Raw genomic sequence first — 23,363 nt, 5'->3', positions numbered from 1 at the left:
CCCTTGGTGAAACCGGTTGCGGGTGCGTTATTCATCATGGCTGACCCCCAGATAAGCATCAATCACGGCTTGGTTGTTGCGCACCTCATCGGGGGTGCCGTCACCGATTTTCTTGCCGTAATCCATCACGACCACGCGGTCAGACAGGTCCATCACCACGCCCATGTCATGCTCGATCAGGGCGATGGTGGTGCCAAATTCATCGTTCACATCGAGTATGAAGCGGGACATATCCTCTTTTTCCTCGACGTTCATGCCGGCCATGGGTTCATCCAGCAGCAAAAGCTTTGGTTCCGCCGCCAGCGCGCGGGCCAGTTCCACCCGCTTTTTCAACCCATAGGGCAAACGACCCACGGGCGTTTTGCGGATATGCTGGATTTCCAGAAAGTCGATGATCTTCTCGACCTTTTCGCGGTGCGCGGTTTCTTCGGCCTGTGCGCGGCCCCACCAGACCGCCTGCGACAGCAAGCTGGATTTCATCTGCGTGAGGCGACCTGTCATGATATTGTCCAGCACCGACATGCCTTCGAACAAGGCGATGTTCTGGAAGGTGCGGGCAATGCCTTGGGTTGCCACCTGATAGGGTTTCATCGGCGGGCGCTTGGCCCCTCGGAACCAGACCTCGCCTTCCTGCGGCACATAGAAACCGGAAATGACGTTGAGCATCGAGGATTTGCCCGCGCCATTCGGGCCGATGATCGCGCGGATCTCACCTTCGCGGATATCGAAAGAGATATTGGTAATCGCCGCCACACCGCCGAAACGCAGGGTGATGTTTTTCATCTCCATCATCACGCCGCCGATCTGGCGGCCGTCTGCGGTGGTATAGCCTTCGGTTACTTGCACAGTCATTCTGCGGCCATCCTTTGCGCGGGTGCCACGGCGGCATCGGCCAGCGTCAGCGTTGCCTTGATCGCGCCTTTGCGACCATCCTCATAGGTGACTTCGGTTTCGGTATAGATTTCGGATTTGCCACCATAGAGCGCCGCGATCAGGTCGGCGAATTTCTCTTCGATCACCTTGCGGCGAACCTTGCGGGTGCGGGTCATCTCGCCGTCATCGGCATCCAACTCCTTGTGCAGGATCAGGAAGCGGTGAATCTGGCAGCCTGCCAGCATCGGGTCGGCGGCAACGGATTGGTTCACCTCGGCCACATGGCCGCGGATCATTTCCAGCACGCGCGGGTGCTGCGACAATTCCTGATAGCTGGAATAGGCGATGTTGTTGCGTTCTGCCCAATTGCCTACCGCTGTCAGGTCGATGTTGATGAAGGCGGTGCAGAAATCACGGCTGGCGCCAAACACCACGGCCTCCAGAATGGCAGGATAGAATTTCAGCTTGTTCTCGACATATTTCGGGGCGAACAAGCTGCCATCGGCCATTTTGCCGACATCCTTGGCGCGGTCGATGATGCGCAGATGGCCGGTGCCTTCCTCAAAGAAACCGGCATCGCCTGTGGCAACCCAGCCTTCGGCATCTTTGGTGGACGCCGTGCTTTCGGGGTTCTTGTAGTAGGATTCGAAGGTGCCGGGGCTGCGGTAGAACACCTCGCCATTGTCGGCAATCTTCACCTCTACCCCCGGGCTTGGCACGCCCACGGTATCCGCCCGCACCTGCCCATCGGGCTGCTGGGTGATGAACACCGATGCCTCTGTCTGGCCGTAAAGCTGTTTCAGGTTAATCCCGAGCGAGCGGTAAAAGCTGAAAATCTCGGGGCCGATTGCCTCACCGGCGGTATAGCCGACGCGGACGCGGGAAAAGCCGAGGGTGTTTTTCAGCGGGCCATAAACAAGGATATTGCCCAGCCAATAGGAGAACCGGTCGGCACCCGACACGGGTTTGCCATCCAGAATATCGGGGCCAACGCGGCGGGCCACGGCCATGTATTTATCAAACAGCCATTTCTTGAAACGGCCCGCATCCTCCATGCGGATCATCACATTGGTCAACTGGCCTTCAAACACGCGCGGCGGGGCGAAGTAATAGGTTGGCCCGATCTCGCGCAGGTCGGTCATCATCGTGGTCGGGCTTTCGGGGCAATTCACGCAAAAGCCTGTCCACATCGCCTGCCCGATGGAAAAGATGAAATCGCCAACCCATGCCATCGGCAGATAGGCCAGAACCTCCTCCCCCGGGCGCAGATGGTCGAATTCTGACGAATTCTTGGAGGTTTCGATGATGTTGCGGTTCGACAGCACCACGCCTTTCGGCTTGCCTGTCGTGCCTGATGTATAAAGCATCACGCAGGTCGAATTGTAATCCAGCGCGGCGGTGCGCTTTGCCAGCTCTGCCTCAAACCGGTGATGGCCCGCGCGGCCTTCGGCCACCACATCCGCCATCGCGTTCATGCGGGAATGGTCGTATTTCCGCATCCCGCGCTTGTCGACATAGATCACCTGCTCGATATGCGGCACCTTGCCTTCGATTTCGAGGATCTTGTCGACCTGTTCCTGATCGCCGCAGACCACGAACCGGCTGCCGCAATGGTCCAGCACATAGGCCATCTCTTCGGACACCGCGTCTTGATACAGCGGCACCGGAATGGCCCCGCACATCTGGGCGGCCACCATCGACCAGTAAAGCTGCGGGCGGTTGCGGCCGATGATGGCCACATGGTCGCCGGGCGCCAGCCCCAAGGCCAGAAAGCCCATCGCCATGGCGTTGATCTCATCCGCGGCCTGCGCCCAGGTCCAGGTTTGCCAGATGCCGAATTCTTTTTCGCGATATGCTGGTTTGTCGCCATGATTGGCCACATTGCGCGCCAGCAGCGCAGGGATGGAGGCCGGGCCGGAGGGCGCCTCTGATACTGTCATTCGATCCTCCCCGATCGAGGCCATCTTGGCCCGGTCATTTCCCATCCCGGCGATTCTGTTGTCGCCGCGTTGGTTCTGACCTTAGTGGTGGTTGGCAATGCTTGCGTGACTTTTTCGCAATTCTTTCGAATTGTAACAGGCCCCGATTGCGCCTTTTCACCGCCGCCCCATGGGTGATAGCCAAGACAGCGAGGAGACGCAGATGGCCCCGACCCAAGACGCCCGCCCCGCGATGACCGCCGCCATGACTGCCGCCGGGCTGAACCTTATTCAGCAGGCGCTGTCGATCTATGACAGCGATTTGCGGCTGGCCGTCTGCAATCGCCGCTTTTCGGAAATGTTCAGCTTGCCGCCGGAACTGTCTGAACCCGGTGCGGCCTTCGAAGATACGATACGGTTTCTGGTGGCGCGCGGCGAATATGGCACGGTAGAGGATGTAGAGGCCGCCGTGGCCGCACGGGTAGAGGCCGCCCGCGCCTTTCAGCCGCATTACATGGAACGGATGCGCCCCGGCGGGCGCTGGATTTCGGTGGAAGGCGCGCCGCTGGCCCAAGGTGGTTGGGTCACGGTTTACACCGATATCACCGAAATCAAGCTGCAAGAGGGGCTGTTGCGCGCCCGGTCCGAGGAGTTGTCAGAGCAGGTTCTGGCCAATGCCGAACGGCTGAGCCAAGCCAACCGACAGCTTGCCGCGACCAATGCCGCGCTGGAAGAAACCAAGCGCGAATTGACCGAGATGGAGGCCCGCACCCGCCTGACCACCGAAATGATGCCCGCCCATATCGCCCATGTGGGCCGCGATCTGCGCTACACCTATTCCAACCGCAGGCTGTCTTCGGTGATGCCCGGTCCGGGGCGGCCGCAAAGCATTCTGGGCCTGACCGGGCGCGAGGCGCTGGGTGCAGCCACCTTTGAGAAAATCGCGGCCTATCTGCATCGCGCACTGGAGGGCGAAGCCTCGGTTTTCGAATTTGCCGATGATGAAAGCGGGCGGCGCATCCGGGCGGCCTTTACCCCCGATCAGACCGATGGCGGGCCGATCAACGGTGTTTACATCTTGTCAATGGATGTGACCGAGGAGGTGCAGGCGCGGTCAGCACTGATGCAAACCCGCAAGCGGGAGTTGGCAGCACAACTGACCAGCGGGCTGGCGCATGATTTCGCCAATCTTCTGACCATCATTCTGGGCCTGCAAGGGCGGCTGGAACGGCTGGCCCTGCCCGAAGGCGCGCAAGGTCTGGTGGCCGCCACCCTTGCCGCCGCGCGGCGGGGCGGCACGTTGCTGGACCGGATCGCCGGGATTTCGGGCAAGCGCGAATTGAAACCGGTCGTCACCGCGATGCCGCAGTTTCTGGCCGATCTGGCGGCGCTGTCAGAACCGATCTTGCCCGATCACATCCAGCTATGGATGCAGCGCGAAGGGCTGGAGGCGCCATTGCGGCTGGATGCGGGCATGTTGCAGGATGCGCTGGTCAACCTGATCCTGAATGCCCGCGATGCGATGGTGGGCCAAGCCGGGGGCGCTCGGCCCGGCAAGATTACCCTGACCGCGCGCAACCTGCGCGACACCTGGCTGGAGATTGTGGTCGAAGATGATGGCCCCGGCTTTAGCGAAGAAGCACTGGCGCATGGGTTGGACCCGTTTTTCACCACCAAAGGCGGCGAAGGGTCCGGCCTTGGGCTGGCGATGGTTTATGATCAGGTGACGCTTGCGGGTGGCACGGTGCGGCTGGCCAATCGTGATGCAGGCGGCGGGCGGGTGACGCTGCGCCTGCCCTTGCGCCGGGCGACCCCGGATGCCACGCCAAAGATGGTGCTGCTGGTCGAGGACAATCCCGACATCCGCGAAAACGTGCGCGAAATGCTGCGCGGTCTGGGCCATTCGGTGATCGAGGCCGCCAGCACCGATGAAGGGCTGAGCCTTGCCACGCTGCCGGGGGTTGAGATCGTGCTGAGCGATATTTCCTTGCCGGGCCAAATGAACGGGGTCGAAATGCTGGAAAAACTGGCGACAAGCCATCCGCCGCTGCGTGGGTTTCTGATGACCTCGCTGCCTGCCTCGGCGCCGCTGCGCTTGCGGGGGGAGGCGCGATTTCCCCTGTTGGCCAAACCCTTTGACGCAAGCCAGCTTGCGGCCTTTTTGATGCGTGGACAAACATGAGTGTAAAGCCCCCCCTGATCGCCATTCTGGATGATGAGCCGGAAATCCGCCGCATGTTGCAGGACGCGCTGGAGGAGGCGGGCTTTCGCTGTGCGGCCTTTGCGCGGGCGACAGAGTTTGAAGCGGCGCTGAACCGGGTGACGCCGGATGTGTGTCTGGTTGATCTGGGGCTGCCGGACCGCGATGGGCTGGCGGTGGTGCATCGCCTGGCGCTGGAGTCCGGGGCGGCTATCATCATCATTTCGGGTCGCGCGCAGGTGCAGGACCGGGTGACGGGGCTGGAGCTTGGGGCCGATGACTACATCATCAAGCCCTTTGATCCGGCCGAAGTGGTGGCCCGGGTGCGCGCACGGCTGCGCAAGGGCCGCAGCGGGGCGGAACGTCAGGCACAGGTGGCGCGATTCAATGGCTGGACCGCGCTTTTCGACCGCTATCTATTGGTGGATGAGGCAGGCCATGAGGTGCCGTTTTCCCATGCCGAGGGTGAGGTCTTGCGCCTGTTTCTGGACGCGCCCAAGCGGCTGATTTCGCGGGCACAGATGCAAACGAGCCTTGGGGGTGCTGCGGGGGACAGTTTTGACCGGGCGATGGATGTGCGCATCAGCCGCTTGCGCACCAAGCTGGGCGAGGACCCGAAAAACCCGTTGCTGATCAAGACGATCTATGGTGCGGGCTATATCTTTTTGGGCGATGTCATCTGGGAATAGGCCAGTGCTGTGCCCGTGCCGGGCGCGGGGGCTGTCTGCCCCCGAAGTCGCCTTGCTGCGCAAAGCGACACCCCCGAGGATATTTGTGCCGAAAAGAAAGCGGTGCCGGATCAGGCGATGGCGAGGGCGAGGATATGGCCTTGGGCCTCGCAGATATGCCCGTGAAGCTGCGCATCTTTGGCAAAGCCCGGCACTGATTGGGTGAAGCCGGCGGTGAAGGTGGTTTCACGAAAGGTGACTTCCAGCGCGTGGAAATCAAACAGGGTTTGGGAGCGTTGGTATTGCGCCTTATAGGCGGCTTCCTTGGCGGAAAAAATGTGTTTGGCCAGCAGGCCGGGGCTGGGGCTGGACAGAAGGTTCGCCTGTTCGGCGGGCAGCAGCACGGTTTCCCACAGGTCGGGTGCGAGTGGGGTGTTAGGCTCTAGGTCGATGCCGATCAAGCGTGGCACAGGGGTGACAGCGGCAAGGCAGGCGCTGGCGCTATGGGTCAGGCTGCCGCTGATGCCCTGCGGCCAGACCGGCGCGCGGTCGGGGCCGTGCGGGATGGCGGCAAGGGGCGCGCCCAAGGCAGCAAGGGCTTCGCGGGCGGCGGCGCGGCCTGCGGCGAATTCCATGGCGCGGGCAGGAACGGCTTTGCCGATGTCTTCCCCCGGCCAAAGGGGCGGCGCGGGTGCGGTTGGGTCTGCCACCGCCCAAGCGATGCCCGCCGGGGCAAGGCGGCGGGCGGCGGCAAGCAGGGCCGGGAGGTTGGTCACTAGCTTGCCGCGCGCCCGGCCCGCATGGCGCGGCGGCGGGCCATGGCATCCGCGCGGGCCTCGGCACGGTCATTCCCAGCATTGGTGGCGGGTGCAGTTGTCGCGGTTGAGGTCGCGGTTGCGGTTGCAGGGGCGGCGAGTGCCGTGCCGCCCGATTTCTCGATATGGGCGGCGAGCGCCTCGAGCACCGGGAAGCGGAAAATGTCGGTGATCGAGAGTTTCGCGGCCCCCAGTTCTGCCCGGATTTCGCGATGCGCCTGCACCGCCAGCAAGGAATGACCGCCCAGCGCGAAGAAGTTATCCTTGGCCCCAACTTTCGGCACGCCCAAAACGCGCGACCAGACCACCGCCAGCGCCTCGGCCACGCCTTTTGGAGCGACATAGGATTCCACTTGCGGTGCCTTGACCGAGGTGGGCGCGGGCAGCGCCTTGCGGTCCACTTTGCGGTTGGGGGTCAGGGGGAACGCCGCAACTGTCACGAAATGCTGCGGGACCATATGGGCGGGCAAGGCGGCCTCCAGCGCCGGGCGCAAACTGGCCTCGGCGGCAGTGCCGCGCAGATAGGCGACAAGGCGCAGATCGCCGGGGCTATCTTCGCGCGCCAAGACGACGGCTTGCGCGACGCCGGGTTGCGCCTCCAGCACGGTTTCAATCTCGCCCAACTCGATCCGGTAGCCGCGCAGTTTGACCTGATGATCGGCGCGGCCAAGGAAATCGAGCCGACCATCGGGCCGCCAGCGCACCAGATCGCCGGTGCGATACATGCGGCCCGGATGGAAGGGGTTGTCGCGGAAGCGGTCCGCCGTCAGGTCATCGCGCTGCCAATAGCCGCGCGTCACGCCATCGCCGCCAATCCAGAGTTCGCCTGCCACGCCCAAGGGCACGGGGGCCAGCGCCTCATCGAGCACATAGACCTGCGTATTGGCGATGGGGGTGCCGATGTTCACCACACCCTGCCCCGCTGTTGCGGTTTCGGTGGTGGACCAGATCGTCGTTTCCGTGGGGCCATACATGTTTTCAATGCGCGCCGTGGTCGCTTTGTTCAGGTCTTCGACAAGGGCGGAGGGCAGCGCCTCGCCGCCCAGCATCAGGGTTTTCACCCCGGCCAGCGCGGCGCGGCTGTCATCGTTCATCGCGATCATCCGTGCCATCGAGGGTGTGCATTGCAGATGCGTGACCTTGTGCCGGATCAGTTGCGCCGCGATGGAGAAATCATGCGCCTCTGGCCCGGATTGGTTGGAGCGGCGCAGCACCTCGGCCAGCGGGTAAAGCCCTTCCATCACCGTTTCGGTCGCGATGCCATAGTCGATCAGGCAGGCCACCTCGGTCACGCCAATGCGCTTCAGGCTTTCGACACGGGCCAAGCAATCCTCGACCGTGCCGAACAGGCCGGAGTCTTCGAAATACCGCTTGAAGGCGAAATCGAGGATGGCCTCATTCTCTTCATCCGAGAGGGATTGCAGATCAATCTGCATGGGGTTTTCCACCCCTGCCGGTTTCTTGAACGCCGGAAAGGCCCATGCGTATTGCTTGATCAGCCCTGCCGCCGAGCGCAGGTAGTTTTTCATCGGTTCCCGGGCTATTTCGCGCGAAAGCTCTCGGTCCCGCGCGATATAGGTGTGCAGCATCAAGGTGACGGTGAAATGCGCCGGGTCATGGCCTGCCTTGCGCAAAGCCTCGTGGTAAATCTTGATCTTGTCGCCCACCTCTTCGACCGATTGGCCCAGCAGGTGCGTCAGCACATTCGCGCCAATCTCGCCGGCTTCGCGCCATGTGGCGGGATTGCCGGCGGTGGTGACCCAGATCGGCAATTCGCGCGACACCGGGCGCGGTTGCGTGGCCACGCCAAAGCTGCCGCCCTTGGCAGTGGGGAAATCAACCGTTTCGCCGCGCCACAGGCGGCGCACCTGATCGATGGATTGGAACATCGCATCGCGGTTGTTGGGTGGTGTGTTTTCCGGGCGCAGCACGAAATCATCGGGGTGCCAGCCGCTGGCAATCGCAAGGCCCGCGCGCCCGTTGGTCAGGTTGTCGATCACTGCCCATTCTTCGGCGATACGGGCCGGATGGTGCAAGGGGGCCACGCAGGAGCCTGCCCGCACGCCAATGTTTTTCGTCACGGCCGCCACGGCAGCACCCGTCACAGACGGGTTCGGATAGGGGCCACCAAAGGCGTGGAAGTGGCGCTCGGGCGTCCAGACCGCGCAGAAGCCATGGGCATCGGCGAATTTCGCGCCTTCCAGCAGCATTTCGTATTTCTTGGGGCCTGCGCCATCGTCATTGCCCCAGTAATAGATCGAAAATTCCATCCCCTTGTCAGAGGTAATGGTGCCCGAGGATACCAGCGCCCGGTTTTCATCCGAAGACAGCACCAGCTTGAAGCCGCGCGCCAAGGTCCAGAACAGTTCCAGCACCGAAATGTCGAAGGACAGCGAGGTAACAGCCAGCCAGACTGCGCCTGCGGAATGGTCGATCCGGTCATCCATGCCCGCAAAGAAATTGGCGACATTGCGATGTTCGACCATCACGCCCTTGGGCCGCCCGGTAGAGCCGGAGGTATAGATCATATAGGCCAGATCGGCGCTGGTGACGCCGCTGTCGGGGTTGGTGTCCGGCGCTTGGGCAATGCGCGGGTCTGTATCAATGCACAGGGTTTGGGCGCTGCCCGTGGGCAGGCCATCGGCCAACGCGCTTTGGGTCACGATCACCGGGGCGGCGCTGTCTTCGATGAACAGGGCGATCCGGTCGGCCGGATAGGCCGGGTCCATCGGGACGTAAGCGCCGCCTGCCTTGAAGATCGCCAAGGCGCCGATCAAAAGGTCAAGCGAGCGGGTGGCGCAAAGGCCGACCAGCGTGCCGGGCGCCACCCCCATGCCCATCAGCACATGGGCGGCGCGGTTGGCGCGGGTGTTCAGTTGCGCATAGGTCAGGGCCTTGCCTTCAAACACCACGGCGGGGGCGTCCGGGGTTTTGGCGACCTGCGCTTCAAAGGCCTGATGCACGGTCAGCGCGCGGTCATAGTCTTTAGCGGTCGCGTTCCATTGGTTCAGGATCAGGTCACGCTCTGCCGCAGGCAGGATGGGCAAAGCGGCGCAGGTGCTTTGCGGGTCGGCGGTGGCGAGGGCTTTGGCAAGCGTTGCCAGCCGCGCGACAAAGGCGGCGGCATCGGTTGCGGTGATGCGGGCGGCGTCAAAATGCAAGGCGTCTGCGGTCAGGGTGATCGCGGTGCCCGTCACCGGGCCAGTGGTGGACAACCCGATCGCAGGCGTGCGCAAGCCTGCCAAAGCCGGGTCGCGGCGCGGCAGGTCAATGGCGAAACCGGGCGCGGTTTCGGCTTTGGCCCATGCGGCGGTGAATTGCTCTTGCGCCTTGGCCAGCGTGGCATCCGCTGCCAGATGCAGCGGCGACCAGCCCGAAAGATAGGGCGATTGCTGCGGCGATTTCACCGCCAGATCAACCGATGGCTGCCCCAAGGCGCGTGCCACGCCCAAGGCATGGGCAAAGGGGCTGGCGCTATGTGGCAGCGGTAGGCTGTGCCAATCCGGGTCAGCGCCTGTCGGCGTTTCCAACAGGTCAAGCGGGGTAAGCGCGGCCAAGGCCCGGCGCATCGCGCCTTCCACGGGGGCCGCGGCGGCGATGGCAGCACTGATCGCTTGGCCCTGCCCGCCGGGGCTGGGCAGATGCGTGGCCCCAAGCGATTTCGGGCAAACCGCCGCGCCATCCAGCGCCTGCAACCCAGCCAGACGCAGCGCACCGCTGGCACAGGCCACGACCAGCCCGGCCTCTGTCGTCTCCAGCACAGCACCCGGCACGCCATTGGCATCGCGCAGGATTTCGGCCTCTGTGACCAGCAGGATACGGCCTTCAACCTCGATCTTGGGCAGGGCGAGCGGGTTGGCATAGCTGCCATGATCCAAGCCCCGCACCAAGGCGGCCCCCTGTTCGGCACTTTGGGTGAAATCCAACCGCGCGGCGGCGGCGGGACGGTCTGCGCGGCGATATTCGCTGCGCAGCGACAGGTCTTGTGCCACCCCCGGTGCGTTGGTTTCCAGCGCTGTCAGAACGGCGGGGAAACTGTCAATCGCGGCTTCAAAGCATTTGGTGTTCAGCGTCAGCGCCGTCTCGGTCGGCGCGATATCAAACAGGCGCTGTTCCAGAATGGCCCCTTCATCCACACCCGCCACCATGCGGTGCCAGGTGATACCGTGCTGCGCCTCACCGTTCAGTATGGCCCAGATCGGGGCGTTCAGACCCGCATAGCGCGGCAGCGGGCCATCATGGAAGTTCACCGCCTGATCGGCCAGTGACAGCACCTCTGCCGGGATCACATTGAGGTTGGCGATGGACAGCACCCAATCCACCCGCAGCCCGGCCAAACGGTCGGCCAGCCCTTGGTCCTGCGCCTCCACCCGCAGGCCCTTGCCCTGCCCCCATGCCCGCACATCCGCATTCCGCGTGACCAACGCCGCAATGCTGTGGCCGCGCGCCAGCAGCGCCTCGGCGCATTGGATGGTCAGGGATTCATTGCCGATAATCAGGGCGTTGGACATCTTACACTCCTTCCCGCTGCGGCGCGGGGGTCACTTTATGTTGCGGGCCGCGGCCAGACACGCTGCGGACATAATGCACGATCAGATCGCGAAGAAAGCGCGGCGGGTCGCCCCTGTCCTTGCGCTGGATCAACAAGCGCGCACGCCAGAGCATAGACCCGAACACAAGCGCGATTGTGGCAAGCGCGGCATAGGCCGGGCCATGCACCTTGGTGAAATAATGCAGCCGGCTGTCGAACCAATAGCCCGGCATCCGCGCCCAGGTTTTCATACCGGTGGAAACCGAACCGATATGCGTCACTTCACTTTCGCGCACATAATCGGTGGGATAGCCCGCCGCTGCGGCGCGGTGGCACAGCTCGGTTTCTTCAAAATACAGAAAGAACGTTTCATCAAAGAGGCCGATTTCATCCAACACATCCTGCCGCATCATCAAGCTGGCCCCGGCCAGCCAATCCACGCGGGTCGTGGCCTGTGGAATGGGCTGGGCGACGATATGACGGGCCAGCAAGCGGCTGATGGGGCCAAAGCGGATGGAGGCTTCAAACTCCCCCAGAACCGAGGGAAAGCGGAAGGCGGTGCGGTGCGGCGCACCATCATCGCCGTGGATGAAGCTGCCCGCAAACCCCGTGGCGGGGTGGGCGTTCAGATGGTCGCGCAGCGCGCGGATGGCGCCGGGGTCGGGAAAGGCGTCCGAGTTCAGGATATAGACGTAATCGGGCCGCGCGCCATCCGGCAGGCCCGCCCGTATCCCCACATTATTGCCCGCACCAAAGCCGCCATTGCGCCCGGACTGGATCACCCGCACAGGGGTTTCGCCCTTGTCCCAGCCGCGCGCGGCCACTTCGGCGCAAAGCGTTTCATACGAGCCGTCGCCGCTGTCATTATCCACGATGGTCAGCGCGCCGGGGATGCCCGCCATTTCCCGCAAGGCGGCTTCGGCCGATTGCAGGGTCATGGCGGCGGTGCGCCAGTTCAGGATCACGGTGAGAAGGGTTTTCATGCGCCTACTCCGCCGCTGTCGCAAGGGCGGGGCGGGTGTCCGGCTCTGCCTCGGCGATGACTTTGCGCAAGGCCCCGGCCAAGACGCGCACATTGGGTTCCAGCACCATGCTGTCATGGTCGCCCGGCACCTCGATCACCTCCAGCGCGGGGGCGAAACGGGTCAGATCATTGTCGGGGAACACATATTCCTTGGCACTGCTGACCCATTTGCCATTGCTGACCTGCCAGCGCAGATCCAGCGGCGGCCGGAACAGCGCCGTGCGCCCGGTATGAAGCGGCAGCGGATACAGCGGCAAAGCGGCGCGGAACGCAGCCTCAATCGCGGCATTGTGGAAGGCCCCTTCGGCATCCGTGGCGGGGGCGTTGTGCTTGCTCCGCTCCCACTCCCAGCGTGCGCGGGCCCAATCAACCAGATAGCGCGGCCCTTTGGCGCGTATTTCGGCCAGTTTGATATGGGCCTTGTCCAGACGCGACAGGCTGGGCCGCAGCGGCAAGGGCGTATCCAGCAGCACCAGCAAGGAAACCTCCTCCCCCGCCTTTTCCAACTGCTTTGCCATTTCCCACGCGGTCAGGCCACCCCCCGAAAAGCCGCCCAGAAGATAGGGGCCATGCGGCTGCACCTGCCGCAATTCGGCGATGTAATCCGCTGCCGCTTCGGGGATGGTGGTATGGGGCGGCGCGTCGCCATAGAGCCCGCGCGCCTGCAAGCCATAGAAAGGCCGGTCGCCCCCGATAAGCTGGGCCAGATGCCGCAGGTTCAGCACATTGCCGAACATGCCTGCCACAAGGAAGAACGGCGTTTTCGGCCCGCCTTCGCGTTCATGCATCGCGACCAGATGGGTAAAGCGGCGTTTTGGCACCTTCGGGGCCGCCACAGCGCTGTCTTGCGGGCCGAGGCGCTCTTCGATCAGGGCGGCGCAGGCGGCAATCGTCGGGGCCTCAAACAGAACCGAGATCGGGAAATCGACGCGGTAGGTTTTGCGCACCATCGCGAACAGACGCACGGCGATCAGCGAATGGCCGCCCAGCGCGAAAAAGTCATCCTCTACCCCCACTTGGCCCACGCCCAACAGGTCTTGCCAGAACCCGGTCAGCACCCGCTCAATATCATTGCGCGGGGCGATATAATCGCTGTCCAGATCGGGGCGGGCAAAGCTTTGGCCGCTGTTGGGTTTCGGGTCGGCCTGATTGGCCTGCGCGATCAGATCGGGCAAGGGCAGCGACGACACGATCACCTGCGGCGCCTCAAGGCCAAGCGCGCGGGCAAAGGCCGCGGCCCCTTCGGCGGGGCGGATACCTTGCGACAGGCTATGGGCAAAGCGTTCCTCGGCGGCGGAAAGCTGTTTCGGGCCGTCATCGTCAAAGGCCAGGTCGCGCGCATCCGGCGCGGTGAAGGCCAGCGCGCCCTCTAGCCTGCGGATGGTAAAGCCTTCGATTTCCACGCAAACCTTGCCGGTGGCATCGGCCAGCGTGATATCAAACACCGCTGTCGGATCACTGGCGCGGTTCGGGGCGGCGTTGCGCACCCAAGAGGTGATGCTTGCCCCAAGCGGCGCATGCACCCGCATCCGCGCATAGGACATCGGCACCCAAAGATGGGTCGGCTGATAACCGGAAATCAGGCCCATGGCCCAACCGGTTGCAAGGTCCATCAAGGCCGGATGCAGCCGCCAATCCTGTGCCTCGGCTTGGAACTGCGGCGGCAGCGCCAATTGTGCCAAGCCTTCGCCCTGCCCGTAAGCGCGGGTGTTCAGCACCCGCCAGCGCGGCCCGAAATTCAGATGCGCCTCTTGCGGCGAGGGCAGGCCCTGCCCGGTTTCCGGCGCGGCACAGCGCGCGGCAATTGCTGCAAGGTCGATCTGCGGGGCCTCTGCCGCCATCGGGATCAGCCGCGCCTGCGCGTTCAACTGCCACCCCTTGCGGCCCCGGCTGTCCACGGCAGAGCGCAGCTCAAACCCGTAGCCTTCGTCGGTACGGGTCAGCGTGGCGCGGATTTCGGGCACATCAAGCGGGCGGAAGAAATAGAGGTCGCGCATCTCAAACCCCTGCACGCCTTCATGCTGCATCGCCTCGGCCATCATCTCCAGATAGCCGGTGCCGGGGATCAGCGCGTGGCCCGATTTGGTGCGATGACCATCCAGAACCCAACGATCCAGCCCATAAGTGGCGGTGAACTGGCGGTTGCCTGCGGCGTCAAAGCCCGCCTCGTCCAGCATTGGCGCATCTATCGCCACGCGCGGCGCGGCGGGGCGTTGGCCCGTGCGGTCAGCCAAAACTTCGGCTGCCATGCCAACATCGGCCCAGATGCCCCAGTTCAGCGCGGTGACATGGGTTTTGCCCCCCCGGCGGCTTTGGGCGAAGGCGTTCAGGTATTCATTCGCCGCCACATAATCCACCTGCCCCGCAGGCCCGGTGATGGTGGAGGTGGAGGAAAACAGCACCAGCCGTTCAATACTGCCATCGGGGAACAGATCGGCCAGAACCTTGGTGCCGTGCAGCTTGGGGGCAAACACCTCCTCTACCGCGGCGGGGGATTTGGACAGCAGCGGGCCATCATCAATCACGCCGGCGGCATGGATCACCGTATGGATCGGGCCAAGCGTAGCTTTCACCTGCGCGACCGCCTCTGCCATTTCGGTGGCATTGGTCACATCGGCGGTGACGACAAACACCTGACCGCCCAAGGATTCCAAGCGTTGCAGCGCAAGGATACGGCGGCTGGTGGCATCCGCCGGGCTGTGCGCGGCCAGATGCGCCGCCCATTTGGCGCGCGCAGGCAAGGGGCGGCGGGCGATCAGCGCGATTTTGGCAGCGTGGCTGGTGATATACGCCTCGGCCAGTGTCAGGCCAATGCCACCAAAACCACCCGTCAGCAGGATGGTGGCCCCTTCGGGCGTATCCACCGGCGTTTCGGGCAGCGCCACCTGTTTCACGCCCCGTTCCAGCCGTTTGGTGCCGCGCAGCGCGGCGGCGGTATTGGCGGGGGCGGCGAACAAATCCTCCAGCACTTGGGCCGCCAAAGGCGCAAGGTCCGGTTTGCCGCGCCGCACCTGTGGCAGCACCACATCCAAGGTCGCACAAGTCACCCCCGGCACTTCGCGCGGGATCACTTTGGCCGGGCCTGCGATGGTGGCTTTTTCGGGATAGGGCAGCGCCTCAGCCCGCACCTGCGCGGCACCGCTGGTCACAACGGTGATATGCGGCGGCGTGGCAAGGTTTTCCTCGGCCAGGGCCTGCCCCAAGAACATCAGGGAATAGAAACCCTGTTCGATGTTGCGGTGGAAAAAGCTGGAACCGGGACGGAAGCTTTCGCCTGCTGTGACCAGCCAGAAATGCGCGATACGGTCGGGGCTTTGACCCTTCGCTACCAGATCGCGCAGCAGTTGGTCATAGCCTTCGCGCCCGCGTTCAGGCGAAAGCTGATAGCCGCCTTTGCCATCGGCGCGGAAGGCATCGCCGGGGCGCACGGGAATAACGTTGTGCCCTGCGGCACGCAGCGGGGCGGCTGTGGCCTCGGCCAGACCCGCGTCATCCATGAACATCAGCCATGTTTGCGGCGCGGTGCCATCCAGCCCGGCCTCTATATCCACTTCCGTCTCGGCGGCGCGGGGCCGCCAGACGGGTTGCCAGCCCCATTGCGCCAGATCATCCACCCGCATTGGCAGGTCGGGCTGGGTGGCGGCGGCTTGGCCCGGTTCGATGTAATATTGCTTGCGCTGAAACGCATAGCTGGGCAGCGGCACCCGGTGACGCGCGGCATCACCCCAGATCGGGGCCCAATCGGCGGCCACACCGCAGGCCCAAAGCCGCCCGATGGTGGCGATATGCCATTGATCGTCGGGGATCGCCTGTTCCGGGTGGCGCAGCGCCGGGATCACCTGCCCCGCAGGCACGCCATTGGCCTGCGCCAAGGATGACATCGCCCGCCCCGGCCCCATTTCCATGAACACCCGGTTCGGGGCTTTCAGCGTTTCCAGACAGGCGGCGAATTTCACCGTGTTGCGCAGATGGGCGACCCAATACTCGGGGCTTGTCGCTTCCTCTGTCGTCAAGGCCTTGCCCGTGCGGTTCGAGATGATGGGCAATTGCGGCGCGTGCAGCGGGATCGACCGCAGGTAATCACCAAAGCGGGCCAAAATCGGTTCCAGCATCCGCGAATGGGCAGCGATATCAATCGCGATGCGCTGGGTTTCCACATCCCGCGCGGCCAAGGTTTCGGCCAGCGCCTGCAAATCCGCATCAGGGCCAGACACCACGCACAGCCCCGGCGCGTTGACCGATGCCATATCAAGCTCCGCGGTCAGCAGGGGGCGCACCTCACCCTCATCCAGCGGGATGGACAGCATGCCCCCCGGTGCGATGGTATCAAACAAGCTGCCACGCAGATGCACCAAGCCGATGCAATCTTCGAAACTCAGCACCCCTGCAAGGCAGGCGGCGGTGTTTTCGCCCATGGAATGGCCGACCAACGCGGCAGGCTCCACCCCCCAGCTTTGGTAAAGCCTGGCCAGCGCGTATTCCGTGATCATGATCAGCGGCAATTGCACCGATGGCTTTTTCAACGCCTCATTCGCCGCCGCTTCCTGCCCCGGTTCGGGCAGCCATAGCGCGCGGATGTCGTAATCCAGCTTGGGTTGCAGAATGTCCAAACCACGATCCATCCAATCGGCGAATTCCGGTTCGGTCTGATACAGATCGCGCGCCATGCCGGCATATTGCGCGCCGCCACCGGGGAACATGAACACCACCTCGGGCGCGTCCAGCGGCTCATGCGTCCAGATCCGGCGGGGGTCGGCCCCTTCCAGCAGATCGGCGGCTTGGGCATGGGTTTCGGCGACGATCACGCGGCGCCGCTCAAACGCGCGGCGGCCTTCTTTCAAGGTCCAAGCCACATCGGCCAGCGGCTGTTCGGGATGGGCGCGCAGATGGGCGGCAAGCGCGCGCGCCTGCGCGTCGAGTGCGGATTTGGACTTAGCCGAGATCACCAGCAGCTGAAACGGCCAATCACTTTGCCCCGAAGGGCCGCGCGCGGGGGCTTCCTCCAGCACGGCATGGGCATTGGTGCCGCCGACGCCAAGCGAGTTTACACCTGCACGGCGCGGGCCTTTGCGGCGCGTCCAGTCCGTCAGCCGGTCATTCACGCGGAAGGGCGAGGTTTCAAAATCAATCGCCGGGTTCGGTGTGGTATAGTTCAGGCTGGGCGGCATTTGCCCATGGTGCAGCGCAAGGCTGGCCTTGATCAGGCTGGCCACGCCCGCCGCCGTATCCAGATGCCCGATATTGGTTTTCACCGAACCGATGCGGCAAAAGCCGGTTTCATCGGTGGTTTCGGCAAAGGCTTCGGTCAGCGCGGCCACCTCGATCGGGTCGCCAAGGAAAGTGCCGGTGCCGTGGCATTCGACATAATCAATCGTGTCGGCGGTTACGCCTGCAATCGCCTGCGCCTCGGCAATCGCGCGGGCCTGCCCGTCGACAGACGGCGCGAGATATCCGGCCTTGGCAGAGCCGTCATTATTGACCGCCGAACCTTTGATGATCGCCCAGATATGATCGCCATCGCGGATGGCATCCGCCGCGCGGCGCAGCACCACCACCCCTGCCCCCGAGCCGAACACCGTGCCTTGCGCCGAGGCGTCAAAGGCGTGGCAATGCCCATCGGGTGACAGAATTTCCCCGTCGTTGAAGATGTAACCCCGGCCCTGCGGCAGCTCAATCGTCACGCCACCTGCCAGGGCCATATCACATTCGCCCGTCAGCAGCGCCTGTGCGGCATAGTGAACCGCCACCAGCGAAGTGGAACAGGCGGTCTGCACGTTGATGCTGGGGCCTGTCAGGTTGAAGATATGGCTGACGCGGGTGGACAGGAAATCCTTGTCATTTCCGGTATGGCGCAACAGGAACATGCCGGTGTTTTCCACCAGATCGGGGTTTGAACACAGGTTGAAATAGAAATAGCTGCCCATGCCGCAGCCCCCATAAACGCCAATGGTGCCGGGGAAGTTTTCCGGCGGGTGGCCTGCATCTTCCAGCGCCTCCCATGCCACTTCAAGAAACTGGCGGTGCTGCGGATCAAGGATCGCGGCCTCTTTCGGCGAAAAGCCAAAGAACTCGGCATCGAAATGGTCGAATTTATCCAACGGGGCGGCAGCGGGCACATAGTTGCGATGCCGCATCCGGGCCGGGCTTTCGCCAGCGGCCAACAGCTCGTCCTGCGTCAACTGGCGGATGCTTTCCACCCCAGCGGCCAGATTGGCCCAATATTCGGCAACAGTCGCCGCACCCGGCAAATGCGCCGCCATGCCAACGATTGCGATATCGTTGTCGCCTAGACCCGTTTGGTTCGCCACATCATTCATTCCTGTCGCCTCAAGGCCTTTCGCGTCACTGAATCACAAAGGCCTTCAAAAGCGAGACCAGCTAAAACACTTATTCTGTTGGATTAAAAATACCGCAAACAGCGTTGCTTTAACACCCATCACGGCGCGGGTGCGCGATCTGTGAAGCAGGGGCGACAATGCCACATTCCCGCCACATTCCCGCCCTTTTACCCGCCGAAACATGGCAAAGCCGATGGGATTTCACCTCGTCTGGCGAAAATGTCGCGGGGTTTGGTGTGGGTTTGGAAACAATGGATCAGGCATTTTTAAGGGGTTTGCGCCGAATCGTCGTTAACCCAACCGCAGTTACAAGACGGTGCGGGGGCCCGAAGCACTGGCCAAACCTGCCTTCCATCTGGCATGCGCATCGGCGCGGCGCTGCGCTGCCAGATCCTCGGCATAGCCCAGCAGCGTGCCCGCCATCAGCCATGTAAAGGGGATCAGCGTGGCATTGGGCAACAGGTCGGCAAGGTTGGCCGCATAGATCAGCGCGATGGTGCAGCCAAAGGGTGAAAAAGCGGCCGAGCGTTGCAACAGCGCCTCGCGCCCCAACAAGACCAAAGGCATGATCAGCAAGCCGAATTCGGCGATATAGCCCAGCCAGCCATAGGTGCCCAAAACGATGATCCACTGCCCGTCCGGGATGGTCAGAATACGGCCATCCACCGGATCAAGGATCAGGTTACGGCCATAGCCGCCCCAGCCGAACCACGGCTTTTCCATGGCGCGGGCCAGCAGTTCCTCTTCGTTCATCACGCGGAAATTCAACGATTGGTGCCGTTCCGGGCTGACGGACAGCGCATAATCCAGAATGGCGTCCAACGGCACCAGATGCGCGCCGCGCAACAGCGGATAGGTGATGACGATCACCCCCAGCACCGCTGCCAGAAGCAACTGCCAGCGCCGCCCCAACAGCATGATCACCGGGATCAGCCCCGCCGCATAGACCAAAGGCCCGACGCTTTTGCACATATACAGAACAAAGCCGAGGTAGACGAACACCAGCAATCGGCGGGGCCGTTCCTCGGGCGTGGAAAGCCGCAGCAGGATCAGCGCCGACATCGCCGTCATCAGCGCAAAGAAGGCCACCCAAAGCCCGTGTGGCATAAACACCATCGGGCGGAACCCCCCGCCGCGCATGCTTTGCGAAAAGTCATGCTGAAAGAAGCCATAGACCCAGATATTGATCTGCGGCGACAGACGCGCCTCCAGCAGCATCGGGAGGGAATAGATCAACCCCGCCGCAACCAGCGCGCCGATGATCGCCCGCATCCCGGCCTCGGTCCGCAGCAAATGGCGGGCCAGAAAGAAAGGGATCAGCGCGATGAACTGATAGCTTATCGTCGCCGCACTGTCATAAAGGCGCAGGGCCGGAACGTCCTTGACCACAATCGGGATCGGGTCCGGGTTGGTCATCGCGGTGGCGAAAGGGCTGATGATATAGATCACGATCAAGGCCCGCCCGATGATGCCCTTTGGCAAAAAGCTGATCTTTTCGTCCAGCACCCAGATCGTCAGTGCCAATGCGCAAAGGTTGGCGATGGTGAACTTGTCCATATCCGGCACCGCCGGAAGGTTGAAATTCGCCAAGGGGGGCAGCAGCATATAGGCGGCAAGGATCGACCAGACCAACGCCTTTTCGCGCGGCAAATGCCGGAACAGGCCCGTCGCGATGAAGGGCCAGACAAGCAGCATCAGATAGGCAAGGGCGTTGGGCATCGCCTTGGGTCAGTCCTTTGGTCATGCGCGCCGGGTCTGCGGCGGCTTTGGCACAGCTTACCACATTCGCCCCGCCAGACCATCAAGCCCGTGGCCGTGGCAGGCCATCTGTTGCCGCAGCACACCGCCCACCAGGCCGCCCAGCACGCCGCCCCGCCCCCGTTTTGGCCCAAATTCAGGGAATTTCTGCCCCAGCCCCCGCAAAACCCTGCAAACCGGAAACAGAGTGTTGCCAGCCCGCCACCGCCCCAGCAGCAGTTTGGCCCATCGCGCAGGGGCCAATTTCATGCTAGGCCCGGATCGCGCGTAGTGATTGGACCCGGATTGTGAAATTCGCTTTTGCCGAAACCGAGATTGAAATTACCCACCCGGATGCCGCTTCGGTTCTGGCCGAAGTCAGGGCGCGGCTGGGGGCCGGAACCGGGTTTGCGCTGGCCACGATCAACCTTGACCATCTGGTGAAGCTGCGCGATGCGCCGGCGTTTCGGGCGGCCTATGCGCAGCAGGATATGGTGGTGGCCGATGGTAACCCGATTGTCTGGCTGTCGCGATTGGCCGGGCAACCTGTCTCGCTGGTGCCGGGGTCTGATCTTGTGCTGCCCTTGGTGCAAGCGGCGGCGCAAGGCGGGCGGCCCGTGGTGCTGTTTGGCAGCACGACAGAGGCGCTGACCGGGGCGGCGCAGACCCTGCGCGAGCGGGTGCCGGGGGTAGAGGTGCCGCTGTGCATCGCCCCCCCGTTCGGCTTTGATCCGGCAGGCCCTGCCGCGCAAGAGATGCTGGGCCGGATTGCGGCGGTCGGGCCTTGCCTTTGCCTGATTGCGTTGGGGGCGCCAAAACAGGAAATCTTCGCCGCTTTTGGCCGCAGGCTTGCGCCTTCGGCGGGGTTTGCCTCGGTCGGGGCGGGGGTGGATTTTCTGTCCGGCCACCAGAAACGCGCGCCGGATTGGGCCCGCCGCTTTGCGCTGGAATGGCTGTGGCGGGCGTTGCAAAGCCCCAAGCGGATGGTGCCGCGCTATCTGGCCTGCGCCGCGATTCTGCCGGTTCAGGCGCTGCGGGCGTGGCGGCTGCGCGGTTAGGCGCGGCTATTTATACTCGATCAAACCCGCGCGCTTGCGGCGCAAGCGGCCCCACCAATAGCCGATAACCCCTTGTGCCTCTGGCAGTTTTCCCAGCACCGTGAAAAACGCGCGTTCCATGCCCATGCGCGGTGCAAGGCGCATCACTTGCGCGGGCCAGGCCAAAAGCAGGGCAAAGCCGATGGGGTGCAACAGCCCCAACAGCAACGCCGCGACCGGAATGCCAATCCCCCAGACCAAGGCGCGCCGGGTTTCGGCAACCCAATGCCGCTCTGGCCCCGCGCCGTGCAAGGCCGCCCCTTCGGCAAAAGCGTGGCCCGCCCGCTTGCTGCGCTTCCACCATTGGGAAAAGCGGGTCATGGCGGCGTCATGCAGGGTCATTTCGGCCTCAATGCGGTGAACGCTGCCGCCCTGCCGGGAAAGGCGCAAGCACAGTTCCGGCTCCTCTCCCGCGATCAGGCTGTCGTTATATCCACCCACGGCGCGCAAGGCGGCAACGCGCATCAAGGCATCGCCGCCACAGGCGCGGGCGGGACCGATGGGCGTATCCCATTCCGCATCACACAGACGGTTGTAAACCGAGGCCTGCATAAAGCGTTCGCGCCTGCGCCCGCAGATCACCACCGCATCGGGCTGCGCTGTGGCAAAGGCCAAAGCGGTGGCAACCCAGTTCGGGGCCACCGCACAATCACCATCGACGAATTGCACAAACGCGGCCCCCACCTGCGCCAATCCGGCGTTGCGCGCCCGCGCTGCCGTAAAGGGCTGCGCCATATCCAGCGCGATGACGGTGGCCCCCATCGCCTCGGCCAAGGCCGCACTGCCATCGCTGGAGCCACTGTCGACATAGATCACCCGCGCCACCTGATCCTGCAAGGACAGCAGGCAGGCCCGAAGCCGCGCGCCTTCATTGCGGCCAATCACCACCGCCTCTACGGGCACGGGGGTCTGCAAAGGGGCGGGGGCGGCGGGCATAGGCATTTCCTGTGGCAGGTTTCGCGCCAAGCATAAGGGTGCCAGAAATCTTTGACCACGGCTTTGCACGGGTCGCCTTGATCAAGGCCTAAACTCTTTCAATTCAGAGGTTTCTCTGCTATTCCTTATGTGCTGGGCGGGGGCCCGGGCGAATCCATCGGGCGTGGCCCAATTTGGGCACAACAAACGGTGATCGCCTGTTAACTTGCCTGCTGCAACGCGGGTGCCTATGTGTGTAACCGCCTGCGACGATTGGATTCGTGCGGCGCAGCAGGAGCCTGTTTTCCTATGGCCAACCACGATATCTTGTTGACCTCGGCCAATTGGTCGGCGGATTTGGGGCAAGCGCCGATGGATGACGAAAGTTTCCGCAAAATGGCCGAAGAGGTAAAGCGCCCTCGGTCAACCGGAGTTTCGGTCTTTCGCAACACACACAGCACGGCCCACCCCCCCGCGACAGTCGAGGCAGAGCAAACGTCGGGGGCGTTGAACCTGTCACCGCCCAACCCCGACCGGGTATGGGAATCACTGAACCCGGTGGCGCTGAACGCTGCAACGCTGGCTGGAAATGGTCTGTTCGCGAATGCGCAACAATCGCCCGAGATCGCGCATTTCGACATTCTGCGCACCCGGCTTTTGCACGCGATGCAGGAACGCGGCTGGACCCGGATCGCCATTACCTCTCCCACGCATGGTTGCGGTAAATCCTTCGTTGCGGCCAATCTGGCGCTTAGCCTTGCGCGCCGCCCCTCCAGCCGCACGGTCTTGCTGGATCTGGAACTGCGGCAACCTGCGCTGGCCAATCTGTTCGGGCTGACCGATATTGGCCCGATCCGAGAGTTTTTGAATGGCGAGCAACCGCTGGAAAGCCATTTCCGGCGTGTCGGGCGCACCTTGGCCTTGGGCTTGAACGGCACCCCCGTCAGCGCCGCCGCCGAAGTGTTGCACGAACCTTCTACCACCGACACGCTGGACGCGATGGTGGCACAGCTTCACCCCGATCTGATCGTGATCGACGCGCCGCCGGTGCTGGTTTCGGATGATGTGCTGGCGCTGCTGCCAAAGGTGGATGCGGTGTTGCTGATCGTGGATGGCACCAAAACCACCGCCGAAGAGGTGCGCGCTTGCGAGCGTTTGTTTGAGGGCAATTGCCCCTTGATGGGGGTCGTTCTGAACCGCGCACAGGATCGCGGGCTGCGCCGCTATCGGTATGGTCACAAGTAAC

Annotated in this window: 12 protein-coding genes; 4 read left to right on the top strand and 8 right to left on the bottom strand. The window is 63.4% G+C overall.

All coding sequences use genetic code 11. The features are described from left to right. Nucleotides 1-27 precede the first annotated feature (27 nt). Nucleotides 28-852: an ABC transporter ATP-binding protein gene (locus tag EGN72_RS10025; RefSeq protein ID WP_127047120.1), complete on the bottom strand. Its 825-nt coding sequence runs from the start codon at nucleotides 850-852 to the stop codon at nucleotides 28-30. After that, nucleotides 849-2,813 (bottom strand): long-chain fatty acid--CoA ligase, encoded by a 1,965-nt coding sequence (locus tag EGN72_RS10020; protein WP_127047118.1) that lies wholly within the window; start codon nucleotides 2,811-2,813, stop codon nucleotides 849-851. The genes EGN72_RS10025 and EGN72_RS10020 overlap by 4 nt, the downstream gene beginning before the upstream one ends. A 202-nt stretch (nucleotides 2,814-3,015) precedes the next feature. On the opposite strand from EGN72_RS10020, the gene EGN72_RS10015 reads away from it, so the two are divergent. Beyond that, nucleotides 3,016-4,974, top strand: coding sequence for a PAS-domain containing protein (locus EGN72_RS10015; protein WP_233587102.1), 1,959 nt, complete (start codon nucleotides 3,016-3,018; stop codon nucleotides 4,972-4,974). After that, entirely contained in the window at nucleotides 4,971-5,681 is a 711-nt protein-coding gene (locus tag EGN72_RS10010) for a response regulator transcription factor (protein ID WP_127047116.1), read from the top strand. Before EGN72_RS10015 ends, EGN72_RS10010 begins: the two co-directional genes overlap by 4 nt. A gap of 110 nt (nucleotides 5,682-5,791) precedes the next feature. Here the strand turns inward: EGN72_RS10010 and EGN72_RS10005 are convergent, their stop codons facing one another. The 5 genes from EGN72_RS10005 to EGN72_RS09985 all read right to left on the bottom strand — a co-directional run bounded on the left by EGN72_RS10005 (nucleotide 5,792) and on the right by EGN72_RS09985 (nucleotide 20,087). Continuing rightward, nucleotides 5,792-6,436, bottom strand: a complete 645-nt coding sequence (locus EGN72_RS10005; protein WP_233587101.1) for a 4'-phosphopantetheinyl transferase superfamily protein — start codon at nucleotides 6,434-6,436, stop codon at nucleotides 5,792-5,794. Next, nucleotides 6,436-10,986, bottom strand: a complete 4,551-nt coding sequence (locus EGN72_RS10000; RefSeq protein ID WP_127047114.1) for a MupA/Atu3671 family FMN-dependent luciferase-like monooxygenase — start codon at nucleotides 10,984-10,986, stop codon at nucleotides 6,436-6,438. The genes EGN72_RS10005 and EGN72_RS10000 overlap by 1 nt, the downstream gene beginning before the upstream one ends. Nucleotide 10,987: 1 nt before the next feature. Next, nucleotides 10,988-11,989 (bottom strand): glycosyltransferase family 2 protein, encoded by a 1,002-nt coding sequence (locus tag EGN72_RS09995; protein ID WP_127047112.1) that lies wholly within the window; start codon nucleotides 11,987-11,989, stop codon nucleotides 10,988-10,990. 4 nt (nucleotides 11,990-11,993) lie between these two features. Further along, nucleotides 11,994-18,347: a type I polyketide synthase gene (locus EGN72_RS09990; protein ID WP_127047110.1), complete on the bottom strand. Its 6,354-nt coding sequence runs from the start codon at nucleotides 18,345-18,347 to the stop codon at nucleotides 11,994-11,996. 327 nt (nucleotides 18,348-18,674) lie between these two features. Further along, nucleotides 18,675-20,087, bottom strand: coding sequence for a hypothetical protein (locus tag EGN72_RS09985; protein WP_127047108.1), 1,413 nt, complete (start codon nucleotides 20,085-20,087; stop codon nucleotides 18,675-18,677). A gap of 326 nt (nucleotides 20,088-20,413) precedes the next feature. Between EGN72_RS09985 and EGN72_RS09980 the strand changes: the two genes are divergently transcribed. Further along, nucleotides 20,414-21,163 (top strand): WecB/TagA/CpsF family glycosyltransferase, encoded by a 750-nt coding sequence (locus tag EGN72_RS09980; RefSeq protein ID WP_127047106.1) that lies wholly within the window; start codon nucleotides 20,414-20,416, stop codon nucleotides 21,161-21,163. Between the two features lie 6 nt (nucleotides 21,164-21,169). Here EGN72_RS09980 and EGN72_RS09975 read toward each other — a convergent pair whose 3' ends face one another. Beyond that, nucleotides 21,170-22,138, bottom strand: coding sequence for a glycosyltransferase family 2 protein (locus tag EGN72_RS09975; protein WP_370323238.1), 969 nt, complete (start codon nucleotides 22,136-22,138; stop codon nucleotides 21,170-21,172). 288 nt (nucleotides 22,139-22,426) lie between these two features. Here EGN72_RS09975 and EGN72_RS09970 point away from each other — a divergent pair, with 288 nt between their 5' ends. Next, a complete protein-coding gene (locus EGN72_RS09970; protein ID WP_127047103.1) occupies nucleotides 22,427-23,362 on the top strand; it encodes a CpsD/CapB family tyrosine-protein kinase in 936 nt (311 codons plus the stop codon). Nucleotide 23,363 lies beyond the last annotated feature (1 nt).

The sequence above is a fragment of the Pseudorhodobacter sp. E13 genome (assembly GCF_003991405.1).
GTDB lineage: Bacteria > Pseudomonadota > Alphaproteobacteria > Rhodobacterales > Rhodobacteraceae > Pseudorhodobacter.
This window is presented reverse-complemented; position numbering and strand designations above follow the sequence as displayed.

What these genes read in the sequence shown, in the direction of transcription:
- EGN72_RS10025 (WP_127047120.1), bottom strand. Translation starts at nt 852, where the DNA reads ATGACTGTGCAAGTAACCGAAGGCTATACCACCGCAGACGGCCGCCAG.
- EGN72_RS10020 (WP_127047118.1), bottom strand. Translation starts at nt 2,813, where the DNA reads ATGACAGTATCAGAGGCGCCCTCCGGCCCGGCCTCCATCCCTGCGCTG.
- EGN72_RS10015 (WP_233587102.1), top strand. Translation starts at nt 3,016, where the DNA reads ATGGCCCCGACCCAAGACGCCCGCCCCGCGATGACCGCCGCCATGACT.
- EGN72_RS10010 (WP_127047116.1), top strand. Translation starts at nt 4,971, where the DNA reads ATGAGTGTAAAGCCCCCCCTGATCGCCATTCTGGATGATGAGCCGGAA.
- EGN72_RS10000 (WP_127047114.1), bottom strand. Translation starts at nt 10,986, where the DNA reads ATGTCCAACGCCCTGATTATCGGCAATGAATCCCTGACCATCCAATGC.
- EGN72_RS09995 (WP_127047112.1), bottom strand. Translation starts at nt 11,989, where the DNA reads ATGAAAACCCTTCTCACCGTGATCCTGAACTGGCGCACCGCCGCCATG.
- EGN72_RS09990 (WP_127047110.1), bottom strand. Translation starts at nt 18,347, where the DNA reads ATGAATGATGTGGCGAACCAAACGGGTCTAGGCGACAACGATATCGCA.
- EGN72_RS09985 (WP_127047108.1), bottom strand. Translation starts at nt 20,087, where the DNA reads ATGCCCAACGCCCTTGCCTATCTGATGCTGCTTGTCTGGCCCTTCATC.
- EGN72_RS09975 (WP_370323238.1), bottom strand. Translation starts at nt 22,138, where the DNA reads ATGCCCGCCGCCCCCGCCCCTTTGCAGACCCCCGTGCCCGTAGAGGCG.
- EGN72_RS09970 (WP_127047103.1), top strand. Translation starts at nt 22,427, where the DNA reads ATGGCCAACCACGATATCTTGTTGACCTCGGCCAATTGGTCGGCGGAT.